Source organism: Flavobacterium acetivorans (genome assembly GCF_020911885.1).
GTDB lineage: Bacteria > Bacteroidota > Bacteroidia > Flavobacteriales > Flavobacteriaceae > Flavobacterium > Flavobacterium acetivorans.
In genome coordinates this window covers 2,631,032-2,644,822 of the sequence record NZ_CP087132.1, presented here as the reverse complement: position 1 = coordinate 2,644,822, position 13,791 = coordinate 2,631,032, and the positions used below count along the sequence as shown (strand labels likewise).

15 protein-coding genes and 1 tRNA gene are annotated in these 13,791 nt (G+C 32.3%); 13 read left to right on the top strand and 3 right to left on the bottom strand.

Annotation, left to right across the window (positions count from 1 at the left end; translation table 11 throughout):
* Positions 1-66: 66 nt before the first annotated feature.
* Together LNP19_RS11605 and LNP19_RS11600 are read left to right on the top strand one after the other, a co-directional pair.
* On the top strand, positions 67-2,910 hold the full coding sequence (locus tag LNP19_RS11605) for a PAS domain S-box protein (RefSeq protein WP_230062072.1): 2,844 nt from the start codon (positions 67-69) through the stop codon (positions 2,908-2,910).
* The gene (locus LNP19_RS11600; protein WP_230062071.1) at positions 2,907-3,299 is read left to right on the top strand and encodes a response regulator; all 393 of its coding nucleotides are present in this window, start codon (positions 2,907-2,909) and stop codon (positions 3,297-3,299) included. Before LNP19_RS11605 ends, LNP19_RS11600 begins: the two co-directional genes overlap by 4 nt.
* A 54-nt stretch (positions 3,300-3,353) precedes the next feature.
* On the opposite strand, the gene LNP19_RS11595 is transcribed toward LNP19_RS11600, so the two are convergent.
* Positions 3,354-3,911: a hypothetical protein gene (locus LNP19_RS11595; protein WP_230062070.1), complete on the bottom strand. Its 558-nt coding sequence runs from the start codon at positions 3,909-3,911 to the stop codon at positions 3,354-3,356.
* An 89-nt stretch (positions 3,912-4,000) separates the two neighbouring features.
* Between LNP19_RS11595 and LNP19_RS11590 the strand changes: the two genes are divergently transcribed.
* The 7 genes from LNP19_RS11590 to LNP19_RS11560 all read left to right on the top strand — a co-directional run bounded on the left by LNP19_RS11590 (position 4,001) and on the right by LNP19_RS11560 (position 8,585).
* The gene (locus LNP19_RS11590; protein ID WP_230062069.1) at positions 4,001-4,249 is read left to right on the top strand and encodes a hypothetical protein; all 249 of its coding nucleotides are present in this window, start codon (positions 4,001-4,003) and stop codon (positions 4,247-4,249) included.
* A gap of 163 nt (positions 4,250-4,412) precedes the next feature.
* Complete coding sequence (locus LNP19_RS11585; protein ID WP_072943943.1) at positions 4,413-4,853, top strand: KTSC domain-containing protein; 441 nt, start codon at positions 4,413-4,415, stop codon at positions 4,851-4,853.
* A 165-nt stretch (positions 4,854-5,018) separates the two neighbouring features.
* On the top strand, positions 5,019-5,258 hold the full coding sequence (locus LNP19_RS11580) for a hypothetical protein (protein WP_230062068.1): 240 nt from the start codon (positions 5,019-5,021) through the stop codon (positions 5,256-5,258).
* A 298-nt stretch (positions 5,259-5,556) separates the two neighbouring features.
* The gene (locus LNP19_RS11575; RefSeq protein ID WP_230062067.1) at positions 5,557-6,333 is read left to right on the top strand and encodes a DUF4369 domain-containing protein; all 777 of its coding nucleotides are present in this window, start codon (positions 5,557-5,559) and stop codon (positions 6,331-6,333) included.
* A 39-nt stretch (positions 6,334-6,372) separates the two neighbouring features.
* Positions 6,373-6,738, top strand: a complete 366-nt coding sequence (locus LNP19_RS11570; RefSeq protein WP_230064236.1) for a TlpA family protein disulfide reductase — start codon at positions 6,373-6,375, stop codon at positions 6,736-6,738.
* A gap of 174 nt (positions 6,739-6,912) precedes the next feature.
* Positions 6,913-6,993, top strand: a tRNA-Tyr gene (locus LNP19_RS11565).
* A gap of 281 nt (positions 6,994-7,274) precedes the next feature.
* On the top strand, positions 7,275-8,585 hold the full coding sequence (locus LNP19_RS11560) for a site-specific integrase (RefSeq protein ID WP_230062066.1): 1,311 nt from the start codon (positions 7,275-7,277) through the stop codon (positions 8,583-8,585).
* A gap of 350 nt (positions 8,586-8,935) precedes the next feature.
* Here the strand turns inward: LNP19_RS11560 and LNP19_RS11555 are convergent, their stop codons facing one another.
* Entirely contained in the window at positions 8,936-9,214 is a 279-nt protein-coding gene (locus tag LNP19_RS11555; RefSeq protein WP_230062065.1) for a MerR family transcriptional regulator, read from the bottom strand.
* Positions 9,215-9,778: 564 nt separating this feature from the next.
* Here LNP19_RS11555 and LNP19_RS11550 point away from each other — a divergent pair.
* The 4 genes from LNP19_RS11550 to LNP19_RS11535 all read left to right on the top strand — a co-directional run bounded on the left by LNP19_RS11550 (position 9,779) and on the right by LNP19_RS11535 (position 13,463).
* Positions 9,779-10,342 (top strand): helix-turn-helix domain-containing protein, encoded by a 564-nt coding sequence (locus LNP19_RS11550; RefSeq protein ID WP_230062064.1) that lies wholly within the window; start codon positions 9,779-9,781, stop codon positions 10,340-10,342.
* Positions 10,339-11,481: a tyrosine-type recombinase/integrase gene (locus LNP19_RS11545; RefSeq protein ID WP_230062063.1), complete on the top strand. Its 1,143-nt coding sequence runs from the start codon at positions 10,339-10,341 to the stop codon at positions 11,479-11,481. The genes LNP19_RS11550 and LNP19_RS11545 overlap by 4 nt, the downstream gene beginning before the upstream one ends.
* A 217-nt stretch (positions 11,482-11,698) precedes the next feature.
* Positions 11,699-12,271: a hypothetical protein gene (locus LNP19_RS11540; protein WP_230062062.1), complete on the top strand. Its 573-nt coding sequence runs from the start codon at positions 11,699-11,701 to the stop codon at positions 12,269-12,271.
* Between the two features lie 166 nt (positions 12,272-12,437).
* Complete coding sequence (locus LNP19_RS11535; protein ID WP_230062061.1) at positions 12,438-13,463, top strand: PIN domain-containing protein; 1,026 nt, start codon at positions 12,438-12,440, stop codon at positions 13,461-13,463.
* A 165-nt stretch (positions 13,464-13,628) separates the two neighbouring features.
* Here the strand turns inward: LNP19_RS11535 and LNP19_RS11530 are convergent, their stop codons facing one another.
* Positions 13,629-13,775 (bottom strand): hypothetical protein, encoded by a 147-nt coding sequence (locus LNP19_RS11530; protein WP_230062060.1) that lies wholly within the window; start codon positions 13,773-13,775, stop codon positions 13,629-13,631.
* Positions 13,776-13,791 lie beyond the last annotated feature (16 nt).

Here is a 13,791-nt window from a genome sequence, read left to right as displayed (position 1 = left end):
CTAAACTTTTTTATATATATTTATCGCTTTATAAAAAGTTTGCCCAAAACCTACCTAATAATAAAAATGGATTCTGAAAAAAAGTGGTCCCAATTCATCAATTGGCTTTTAAAAAAACCAAAAAGTATTGGCTTTTTCATATCTCTTTTCCTGAGTATTATTGTTTTTTATATCGTTTCGCAACAATATCAAATTGCAAAAAAAAATGAACACTTGGAAATGGATAACTCATTAAAAGCCATTAATCAAAATATTGACCAATCCCTTAAAAACTGTTATACCTCTACTCTTACGCTAGCACTTACGCTCAATAATGAAGGAATCCCTGAGGACTTTGAATCTATTAGTAAAAAACTATTGGAATCTAATAATAGTATTGATGCAGTAGAATTAGTTCCCAATGGTGTCATTCGATATGTTTATCCTTTCAAAGAAAATCAAGCTGCTTTAAATTTAGATATTTTAAAATCGAAAGAGCATCAAAAAGAAGCCTTAAAATCCATTACAAATAAGAAAATGTATTTTGCAGGGCCAATTAAATTACAACAAGGAGGTTTAGGGATTGTAGGTAGATTCCCCGTTTATATCAAAAATAAATTTTGGGGATTTTCGGCCGTAATTATTAAACTAGATACCTTATTAAAAATATCTGGAATTAACTCGATTAACAAATCAAAATATTTTTTCCAAATCTCGAAGAAAAATCCACTGACACAAAAAGAAGTTTTTTTCTTGCCCTACGGAGGGGATTTATCCGAAACTTATTATGTAACCAATACAATCCCTGATGGGGACTGGAAACTATATTTGATTGCTAAAAACCCTAATAGCTTTTTTATTCCGCTTTTACTTCCCGCTACGTTAGGCTTTATTTTGGCCGCTTTATTTGGTTTTTCAATAACTCTATTATTAAAAAAACCAGCCGAATTACAACAATTAGTTAATGAGCAGGCTTCAAATCTTGAGGAAAGTGAAATAAAATTCAAAACTATTTTTGATCAAGCTTCCGTAGGAATTGCTCAAATGGATTCACGCACTGGTAATTTCATCAAGATTAATAATAAATATTGTGAAATGCTGGGTTACACTCCTTCGGAAATGAAAAACAAAAATTTTCAATCGGTAACCCATCCCGAAGATTTAGAGATCAGCTTGTCTTACATGGAAAAGCTCAAAGAAGGAAAAATAAGAGAATATTCTATCGAAAAAAGATACTTAACTAAATCGGGAGGTGTTTTTTGGGGAAATCTATCAATCTCTCCTTTTTGGGAACCAAATCAAAAAATCACAACTCATATTTCCATAGTTGAGGACATTACTTTAAGAAAAGAGAATGAGGATTTAATTCAAAAAAGTGAATTGCGATTCAAAAGTCTGTTCAACAACTCTCCTGTAGCGCTTTGGGAGCAAGACTATTCAGCTGTAAAAAAACACCTAGAATCTCTAAATCTAATCAATGAAAATCCCGAAAAGGTTAGCCTTTATCTAAAAACAAATCCTGATTTACTATTCAAATGTTTCTCATTGGTAAAAGTTATTGATGTCAATAAGCAATGTCTTATTCAATACGCTCCAAGAACCAAAGAGGAAATTCTTAACAACAGCAATATTATTTTTGAGAAAGAATCCATTCCTTCTTTTACAAAACATCTGATAGCCATTTGTAAAGGGCAAAATTATTTAAAAATGGATGCCCACATAAAAAACCCGAAAGGAGAAATAAGAGACATCAATCTCATTTATAGCGTGGTTCAAGGCTATGAAGAAACACTGGAAAGAGTCATCATATCTACAGAGGATATTACTGACCGAAAAAAAGACGAAAAGCTAATTTTAAATTCACAACAAAAAATTGAATCCCTTATTAACACTATAGACGGAATCGTTTGGGAATGTGATATTCAAACCTTACATTTTAATTTCATCAGTAAGAAAGTAGAGCATATCTTAGGATATACGGCTGAAGAGTGGTTAGCCAGTCCTACTTTTTGGCAGGATCACATCTATGCTGATGATCGTAAAGCCGTGCTAAAATACTGTTCCGAAAAAGTTAGCGAAAATTTAGACCATGATTTTGAATATCGAATGGTGGCCAAAAACGGTACTATAGTCTGGCTAAGAGATATTGTGAGTATTGTATATGAAAACAATCAGGCAGCGAGTATGCGTGGTATTATGATTGACATTAGTAAGACTAAAGAAATAGAAAAAGATTTGAACAATTCCTTCCATTTGGTCAACGAACAAAACAAACGCTTATTGAATTTCTCACATATTGTTTCTCATAATTTAAGATCACATACCAGCAATATTTCATCTATCATTAATTTAATAGAAACCTCTGAATCCGAGCAAGAAACCAAAGAAATGGTGCAACTATTAAAATCAGTTTCAAATTTGCTTAATGAAACCATAACTAATTTAAATGAAATTGTTGATATTCGGAAAAACACCAACTTAATTACTGAAAAGCTAAACCTTAAACAATACATTAATAATGCTTTAACTGTTCTTTCGGATCAAATTAAGGTGAAAAATGTGAAAATTATTTGTACCGTTGGGGATGCCATTGAAGTGAATTATAATCCAGCCTATCTGGAAAGTATTTTATTCAATCTTATTTCAAATGCCATTCGCTATAGTGCAATAGAAAGAAATCCTACCGTGTCTATTTCTTGTTCCGAAGAAAACAATAAAAAAATATTAAAAATCTCTGATAATGGGATAGGAATAGATTTAGTCAAAAATGGTGATAAGATTTTTGGAATGTACAAAACATTCAGTAACAACCCTCATTCAAAAGGAATTGGATTATTTATAACAAAAAACCAAATTGACGCTATGGGAGGCAAAATAAGCGTAGAAAGCGAACCTAACGTAGGAACAACATTTAAAATCTGTATTCAATGAAAAAGAAAGTATGGGTAATTGATGATGACCCTATATACCAAATCATCGCAAATAAAGTAATTCAAAAATCTGAAATGTTTTCTGAGGCAGAATCTTTCAAAAATGGAAAAACAGCTATCGATGCCTTAAATGGCCAAATCAAAAATACTGAATCGCTTCCGGATTTAATTCTGTTAGACATTAATATGCCCATTATGGATGGCTGGGAATTTATGGAGAAAATGACTACTATTAAACCTTTAATTAACAAACAAATTCTTATTTACATAGTAAGCTCTTCCATAGCGCAAGAAGATAAAACCATGGCAAAAAACCATCCCGATATTTTAGGCTATCTGTCAAAACCGCTATCAATAGATGACTTGGTACTTATTGCTTCGAATGATTAAAAGAGTTTTCTTTTAATCATTCGATTATAAATAGTGTCGAAAAAGATTCTTTTCTTACTGATTTTCCAATGCTATTTTCCTTTTTATTTCCTCCAAAGTTTTAGTACTAAAGATCAATTCATCAATGATTTCTTTTCTTAAAATATCTAAATCCTCGTATTCGAAATATTTCGCCCATGAATCCAGATTAAAAAGATTGCGAATTTGCTTGATTTTCTTAGTTGTTTCAAAACTCGTTCTAAGAATCGCTTTACCGTCATAGTTTGGATTATTTCTATGCTGATAATTCACGGTTTTCTTCGTGTAATCAGCCTCTAAATAATACAATTCATCTAAGGCATTGTCAGGATAAAAACTATCCCATGTAGCATAACCCAACTTAGTTTTAGAAGTCGACTCGGGCTCCATCGGCTCTAAACGCCATTTACTATTGGCTAATCTTCCCCAATGATTGGATAATCTATACATCCCCGTTTCGGTATAATAGTATGAACTTCCCGCTTTGCTTTGAAACTGAGGCTGTAGTCCTTCGATAGAATCCAAAAATATTTCATTAAAAACACAAAATGTGTTTTTAAACGAATTAGGGCTAGGTCGAAAAATTTTTTCCATGGGCAAATATAACCAGAAAGCGCAGAACATGAAAACACAAGTTATAATTGATTAACTTTGCCAATTCAAAATATTAAAAAGAAAAGATTATGACTAAAGGTGCCGAAGAAAAAATGCTTCAAAAAGGAGTTTTTACAGGAATCATTGAAAAGGATGAAAACAACAATTTTTTTTGTGGTGAATATCTTTTAGATTATAAAATGGTTATGGCTAAGCACGCTGTTGGTGATTGGATTACTATAAAATCAATTATTGAAAATCCAAGTGACATCAGTTACAATAAGTACCCTAAAAAGTCAAAAAACTTTGATAAAGCAAACAATAAACCACAACAATAATTTGATATTCAAAAATCAATTAAAATAAATAAAAGCTCATTTTTTTATTTATTTTTTACTATAAAGTAAAAACTTAAAAAAAAGTGTACCTTTGCAAAAAATTGTTGATTTTGGAATTATAGCATAATAATTCCATATTAAAAGACAAGTAGTTACCATATTTATGAAAAAAATAGTTGAATACCGCAAGCTGCTAAACGTAGACAAAACTGCAGAGTTAAAAGATTTAAAAACCATCTACCGTAATGCGATGAAAGAAGCGCATCCTGATAAATTTCAAGGAGATGAAGCTGGTTTAAAAGCTGCCGAAGAAAACAGTAAAAAAATTATTGAAGCTTATCATTTTTTGGTGAGTATCAATCCGGAAACAATCAAACAAAACTTACCAGAATATACAGAAACGATTTCTACATCAACAATCACAGATTACAAATTTGTTGAAGGTCGATTAATAATCAACTTTTCTAACGGAAGTGTTTATGAATACATTAGTGTGCCTAAAGCAACTTATGTAAAAATGGTAAATGCTGATTCTCCTGGAAGATTTGCAAAAAGACACATCCTTAACTCTTTTACTTGGAGAAAAACAATTAACCAAGATTAGATTTAAACAGAATAACTTTAAAAAAGCATCCTCATCTCGAGGGTGCTTTTTTTATACCAAAATATTTCCTTATTTCAGATTTAAAAACAAGCGAAAACGATTGTGAATTTAACTTACTTTTAGTACTTTTAACAGCATATCAAAACAAACCTAAACTATTTTATAATGGATGACCCTTGTCGCTTATATAAATCGCAATACAAAAAAGCAAAAGAAACGCTAGATCTATTATTAGCGCAAAAAGCTGAAATCGATTTTAAATTAGAAACAAATCCTATTAGCGCTTCCTTACATAAGGATTTAAGAACAATAAATCTAGAAATTAAAATTACCCAGAACGAGTTAGAACATGCGGAGTCTAGCATACAGGATTGTGAACTAAAACACAATCTGACTAAAAATTAAGGTCGTTACTGCACTACTTATTTGTATTTCTTATCTACTAATAAAAGTCATCTGCTATAAATCAAATTATAGCCCGTTTTGTATGCCCGAGAATAAATAAACACCTAAATATCAACTAAAATAAAATTCCTGTAATTTAAAAAAATCATCAATTGATTGTGTAAAAAAATAAGGAACGAATAAAGCCGTTTATATTTTTTGTAATTTAAAATATAACAAAAAATTAGCTCCAAAAAAGATTTATACTTTGATAAAATTAAATACTTTTGCACACTTAACTTAATTAACTAAATTAATAATGAAAAAAATAGTTTTATTACTTTCAGCTACTGTTGTTTTTATTTCTTGTAGCAAAGTTGGAAAAGATGAATTCCTAATCACTGGTACTGCAGCCGGTATTGAAAACGGAAAAACAATAATCTTAGAAACACCAGATGCTAACGGTATGGGAGTAGTTTCTATAGATACTGTGAAAGTTGAAAACGGTAAATTTGAAATCAAAGGAAAAGTTACTGAACCGTCTTTCCATATGTTACAATTAGAATCCGCTCCTGGTACAGCACCTTATGCTAAAGTTCCTTTTATTCTAGAAAACGGAGAAATTAATATTGCAATAGATAAAGACAGTATTCATAAATCTAAAGTTTCTGGTACTTACAGCAATGACGAGTATGTTAAATTTAATGAAGAAATGAAGGTAGTTCAAAAGAAACTAATGGATTTTCAAAATAAAAACATGCAAGCAATGAAAACAGCACAGGAAACTCAAGATACTGCTGTGATCAATAATTTGATGAAAGGTTATTCAAAAATACAAGAAGAAGTAGGTGTTGCCTCTAAAACGAAATACACTACTTATTCTGAAACACATCCAAAATCATTCATCAGTGTTTTAATCGTACAAGGAATGCTTAATGATCCTAGCGCTGATATTAAAAAAACAGAAGCAATCTACAATAGCTTAGATGAAACTTTAAAAAATTCAAAACCAGGTAAAGCTATAAAAACTAGACTTACTGAAATGAAATCGCCTTCTGTTGGTGCTAGTGCTCCAGCTGTAGGTGACGCTAAATGAACTTCTAATTTTTCTGCTCCTAATCCTGACGGAAAAGTCATTTCTCTAAAAGAGAGCTTAGGAAAAGTTACCATTGTAGATTTTTGGGCGTCTTGGTGTGGTCCTTGTCGTCAAGAAAATCCTAACGTAGTGGCCATCTACAAAGAATTCCACTCAAAAGGATTAAATATTATAGGAGTCTCACTTGACAAAGATGCCGCTAAATGGAAAGAAGCCATTGCTAAAGATAAATTAACCTGGAATCAGGTTTCTAATCTGAAGTTTTGGGATGAACCAATAGCCAAACAATACCAAGTTGAATCTATTCCTGCTACTTTTATTCTGGATGCTTCCGGAAAAGTAGTTGCAAAAGACTTAAGAGGCGACGAACTTAGAGCAAAAATCAAAGAACTTTTGGCTAAATAGTCTGTTTCTTCAATCAAAATTAAAATCTCCCTAGTGGAGATTTTTTTTTATTTTATTCAATACCAATACGTTAAAAATAATACTAAAATTAAGTGCAAAATTAGTTTGTAGAAACGAAAACTGTTGCTATATTTGCACCGCTAACAACAACAAAGTGTTGTACTCAAAGGCTTCGGGGAGATACTCAAGCGGCCAACGAGGGCAGACTGTAAATCTGCTGTGAAAACTTCGCAGGTTCGAATCCTGCTCTCCCCACTAAAAGGGTAAAAGAAGCAAAAAGGCAACTTTTTCAATCTTTTCAAAAACGTGGTAAAACCTGCAAATCCAAGGATTCGCAGGTTTTTTTGTTTTAAAGCACTTTTCAATATTTATAAAAACGCTCTGAATTTCTATGGCAAAATCGTGGCACATTTCCATGTCGTCAAAATGTGCCACAGAATACCACTTAAACACTTGTAAATACAGAGGTTAACGAGATTAACGACTTGTTTTTTTGATGCTATAATTCTACATTTATTAATCTAAAAAGTTGAATTATGTTAGAGAGCAGCTTTGGGTTGGTTTTCTTTTTGAAAATGCCCCGCAATGAAAGTAAAATTAGAACCGTTTACCTTAGGATAACCGTAGATGGCATTCCAAAGGAAACATCCACCAAGCGAAAATGGGACAGCACCCGCTGGGATCAGAAAACCGAAAGAGCGATCGGCAGTAAAGAAGATGCAAGATCCCTTAACTTTTTTTTGGATTCGCTGATTTTAAAAATCAATGAGTACAAAACAGAGATTATGTACAGCGGAAAACCAGTAACTTCTCAAAAGGTTATGGATTACTTACTGGGAAAGATTACTCCAAGGGTTAAAGTGCTGGAAGAATTTCAAAAGCACAATGATGAAATGACTGCCCTGCTTGGAAAAGGATATGCTAAAGGCACTCTTGATCGCTTTACCATTACAATAAATCATTTAAGATCATTTATTCGATTTAAATTTAATGCTGATGATATTGAATTTACAGATCTAAATCTTGAATTTATTAAGGACTTTGAGTTTTACCTGAGAACAGTTCGAAATTGCAGCAACAATACCACGCTTAAATACATTGCTAATTTCAAAAAAATTGTCATTCGTGCAATCGATAAGGAAGTTATCCTAAAAGACCCTTTTAAAAACTTTAAAAGCCGAAAAACCAAAATGGTTAAGAAACCTCTTTCCACACAAGAACTATATGAATTGGAAAGGCATTATTTTACCACAGAAAGACTTAATGTCGTCAGAGATGTATTTGTATTCCAATGTTACACGGGATTGGCTTATATCGACGCATATCAATTAAAAAAAACCGATATCAAAGATGGTATTGACGGGAATGCTTGGATAATGTCTGAAAGACAAAAAACGGGTTCTCCCACAAATGTCCCACTATTACCGCAAGCACTAAAAATAATTAAAAAATATGAAGAGCACCCTCTCTGTTTACAGCGTGGCACCGTTTTACCAGTTTCTTCCAACCAGAAAATGAACGAGTATCTTAAAGAGATTGCGACTCTATGCGGTTTTCCCTTCACACTAAATACACATATGGCACGTCGAACCTTTGGAAGTACAGTTACATTAAACAATAATGTCCCCATTAATGTAGTTAAAGAAATGCTAGGCCATGCGTCTGTCAAGCAGACGGAAGCCTATGCCATTACAGAGCAGATAACCATTGGACGTGAAATGTCACTGCTAAATAAAAGACTGACTAAAACGTCCCTTAAAATGTCCAAAGTAGATTTGGCTGTACTTTCTAGATTAGAGAAAGATATAAAAACAATTAAGGAAAAATATAATATACCCTCATCTTAATTCATATACTGGAAACAAAAATAAATATTAAAACAAAGAGGTTATCTCACTAGTTATGAGATAACCTCTTTTCATGTAGTTCAACTTCACTCCTATAGTCTGGATGGTATGAGGGGCTGTACTTGAAATATCCAAAATCTTGAAGCTGTTTAAAATATTTATGGTATGTTGGCAGTGTATTTATATGCGACAATGCCATTATTTTACTGCGACTGACTTTGATTCTCTGACATTGTCCCTGCCTATAACCTAAATTTAGAATTGCCGCTAAAATGGCCAGATGCCAAACATTAAGCCTTGGATCGTCCATATAAATGGATAAATAGTTCATGATTTGATCTTCACTTGGTTTATTTGTTTGGTTCATCATTGAAAAGTTTTTGAAGATCTTCTTTATTGTAATAATACGAACCCAAAACTTTTTTAAATCGGACTTTCTGTGTCACTCTGAGATTCTGCACTGAACCTGCAGAAATATCCAGCAGCTTTTTGACTGCCTTACTTTTGAGCCATTCTGACTGTGCTATTTCCGTTTGCGCATGAGTGGTCTCTTGAACTATAATGCGCATTTTATCTAATAATTGCAGACCAAACTGCCTTAAATCTTCTTTTGTTATAATTTCTTCCATATCATTTTTTATAAAATTTGACTGTCACATATTTTCATTTACCAAAAAATAAATTCTGCTCTTTTGATTTCTTTTTTTTAATCGGTACAACTACTAAATTATTAGAATGATACAGAAATAATCAATCTTCGGCTTTAAAAGGAGATTCTTGGCTATGATTGGCTGTTCATCAACTCTTGGCAATTAATCTATAGTAGAGGCAACTTCAAAAATGCTTTCAAAAACGAGCCTTAAGCAAACTAATCATCCTCGAGTTGAAGAAAACCTTCAGCGATAGTATTTTGTAATTTTTTGCCGAGAGTTTTTTTGCAATTTTCTGTATTGGAAAATAGGTTTCACAAAACATCACAAAATAAAACAAAGAATCCCAGTTAAAATGTCATAAAAAGGCATTTTAACTGGGATTCTTCTTTCTGTTTATTTAGCTTTATTTGCAGATAGTTTGTTCCTTTTTGTACCATTATTGTACCACGAAAATAATTTTCCTTATTGGATTTTTTTTTGGCGAAATTATGACACACAGAGAGACACATAGACACAATGGGACACAAAATTAGTCACATTATGAGTTCTAACATTGAGGTTATCAGAATTTGTGAGCACTGCAAAAAACAGTTCATAGCCAGAACAACGCGTACACGGTATTGTTCGCACATTTGCAACAGCCGTGGTTATAAATCAATGGTGCGCAAAGGAAAAGTAGAAAAAAGCAATAACGAGATCGTTCAGCTTTTAAACACAGATTTAGAAAAAATAAAGCCACTTGAGTTTTTAAAAATTACTCAGGCAACCCTTCTTTTTGGAATCAGCAGAAGTACGCTTTACAGGTTAGTTAACAATGGACAGCTGGACATTGCAAAGTTTGGCAAACGAACTGTTATCCGCAGATGCGATCTTGAAGCTTTTTTTGCAATTCCTGTACAGGATGTAACCTTGAAAACTGGACAGCAATTTCCTGGTTTTGACAATTGCTATACTATAACGGAAATTCAACAGAAGTATAATATTTCTTCAGGAGCGCTCTATCTATTGATTCAACGGCAGTGTATAGTAAAATATTCCGTTGGAAAATTCACCTGTGTAGCCAAACAGGATATTGATATAATTTTTAATGCTGGGGACAGATGAAAAATATAAACGTTACGCTAAGAAAAAGAACCCTTCCAAGTGGTAGGATAACATTGTATCTTGATTTTTTTCCACCGATATATAACACTAAAGCCCGTAAATTTTCCCGCAGGGAGTATTTAAGTTTATTTTTGGTTCCAAAACCAAAAAGTGCTATTGAAAAAGCTTTGAATTCCGAGAACCTATATAAAGCTGAAATTATCTGTGCAAATAGGTTTAATGAAGTAAATAAGCCGCAGATCTACAATCCTTTTGAGATGGAGCAACTTCGTCTTAAAGAGATTGGCGAAAAATCATTTCTGCAGTATATCAAGCTTGTTGCAGAGCAAAAAACGGGTAATAACGGTGATATTTGGACTTATCCCATTATCCACTTTGAAAATTTTCTTAAGAATGAGGATTTACTGATACAGGATATCGATGTGACTGTTATAGAAGATTTTAGGGAGTATCTCTTAAAGGCAAAATGTATCAGGAAAAAGGGTAAGTTTTTAGCTCAGAATACAGCTTTAACTTATTTCAATAAGATCAAAGCTACTCTTCGAAAAGCATACAAAAAAGGATTGCTGCAGACCGATGTCAATGCTGCAATTGAAAGCATAAAGGAACAAGAGTCTCAAAGGAATTTTCTAACCATGGAAGAAGCTGTAAGGCTATTTAAAACCCCTTGTAAAAAGGAAATTGTCAAACGTGTCAGTCTTTTTTCTCTGCTAACAGGAATACGCTATTCCGACATAGCCAAACTTACATGGGAAGAAGTACAGTACAGTAAAAATGAAGGACATTATATAAGAATTAAGCAGCAAAAAACTGACAGACCGGTAACCCTTCCTATTTCTCAGGAAGCGTTCGAGTTCTTAGGTGAAAAAGAGGTACAATATAAGAGAGTCTTTTATAATTTAAAAAAATGGGACGTAGACCGTTTGCTGCCTATTTGGGTTAAAGACGCATCAATTGAAAAACATATAACATTTCACTGCTTTCGGCATACGTATGCAACATTGCAGATGGCGGCAGGTACCGACATTTTTACTGTATCTAAAATGTTAGGTCACAAAAATATAAAGACCACTCAGATATATACAAAAATCATTGATGAGAAAAAAAGGGAAACAACAAATAAAATCTCATTTAAATAAAATAAAATTTTGATACGATTATTATTACTACTTTTTTTGAAAAAGACAGACAAATATTCTAGGAGCATGAAATCCATTTTATTGATTTATAAAAGTATATTTACAAGTAAAATAATGCCACAACTTATGAAGTAAAGCCATCATAATTTAGTTGAATTGGTGGCATTTTGTGAATAATATAAACCAGTTAGCCGTAATTCTGAAATCACCAAAAAACATGAAAGAAATATTAAACGATTACATTCTGCCTTCGGGTGTACTTTTGACTTTTATTGCCGCGACTGTAAACATATACTTTACGAGAAAAAATCTTAAGACGACAAAGTATATTGACACTATTACTTCAGAAAGAATTAAATGGCTTTCAATAATTAGAGAAGAAATAACTCATTTGGTTGCTGTTATTTCCGAAACCTTGATAATTCATAAAAGGGCAATTGAAGATATTGAGTCTCAAAATCCAAGTGAATCGTACATCGATAATGCAAACTATGAATATCATCGACATTCGTCAGATTCATTAAATGAAAGTTCGTTAGTAATTCAGCCGAAAATCAATTTTCAAGAAATAATTAAAAAACTACATCTTTTAAAATTAAGATTTAACCCAAATGAAGATGTGGACATTTTAAACTCAATACAATTTTTTCTTGATTTTTATATGCTCAAATATGTTACAACAAAAGATTTGGAAGAAGCAAAAGCCAATTTAAATAATCTTTCCAATCAGACCCAATTATTACTTAAGAAAGAGTGGGAAAAAGTTAAGCTTGAAACAAAAGGTAAATAGAGAACTACCTTGAACAGCCATCATATTCCATTGCGGTTTTTCAATCACCGGAACACTTTCTTTTTCAATATATTTATCAAAGCCGAGACAAATCTGCTACGTTTTGCGATGCAAAATATGCAAAACGTCTGTAGCCAATGTTTAGGGAAAAACCATAAAATAAAACATGACAAAATTAGTTATAGACACATGCGTTTGGTTGGATCTTGCAAAAACTTCAAAAGGTGAAGAAACTTTAAATCTACTTTCTGAATTTTTAGAACAGGGCGAAGTATCATTAATTTTACCTGAAATAATATTTTCCGAATTTGAAAGAAACAAAGAACGAATAGTTCTGGATGCAGGTAAGAGCCTATCAAGTCATTTTAGAAAGGTGAAAGAAATGGTTACGGAACATGCTAAAAATGAATCCAGGACGCAAATTCTATCCGAACTCGATGACATAGATAAAAAGATTCCAACACTTAGTGAAAATGCAATCCAAAGTATATCAAAGATTGAAAAATTATTCAAAAATGCTGAAATTATTGATGTTACAGATTCGATAAAACTTAGAGCAGTGCAGCGAGCGATAGATAAAAAAGCTCCGTTCCATCTGTCTAAAAATAGCATTGGAGATTCAATCATACTTGAATGTTACAACGAGTACAAAGAACAAAATTCAGCTCAAGATTTTGACATTGTATTTGTAACTCACAATGTTAATGACTTTAGTATTAAAAATGGAAATCACAAATTACCGCATGAAGATTTAAAGGAAATATTTGATGATCCGAAATCTCAATATTTTATAAATCTTGCAGAAGTTCTTTATTTAATTAATCCTGACTTAGTTGAAGAATTTAATTATGAAAACGATTGGGATTTTGGATTTAGAAGTCTTTCTGAAATCCTCGAAGTACAAAATGAAATCGAACAAAAAATTTGGTACAATCGACATAAAATGCGCGAGCAATCAATTACGCAAGGTAAAATTAAACTAATTGATAAGAAAGATTTTCATATCAAAACAGCTAATAACACAATTATTGAAGACATTTGGGAAGGTGCTTTAGATGCCGCAAAAAAAGTTGAAAATATTTACGGCGAAGAAAATTTAGAATTTGATGATTTTGAATGGGGTATGATAAATGGAAAATTATCTGCTTTACGTTGGGTTATTGGTGATGAGTGGGATAATTTAGATACTTAATCAACACTACCACTAACAACTATTATCTTATATTGGAATTTTTCAGTTGTCAAACCATTCATCTTTTTCACTATATTTATCACCGCTAAGACAACTCTACTTCTTTTTTCCCAATCGAAAGTTTAAGAAAAAGCGCCAATTTTCAACTGAAAATTGGCGCTTTTTCTAATTGGAAAAACCGGTCAAATTGACCACCACTTTCCAGTGTAAATTGACCACCAGTTCCGGAGCAAACTGACCACCACTTTCCAGTTCAAATTGACCACCTAATTTTGGGGTAAATTGATTATTAAAAACTACTGACTTTTTCATGTTGTTAGCACCATAC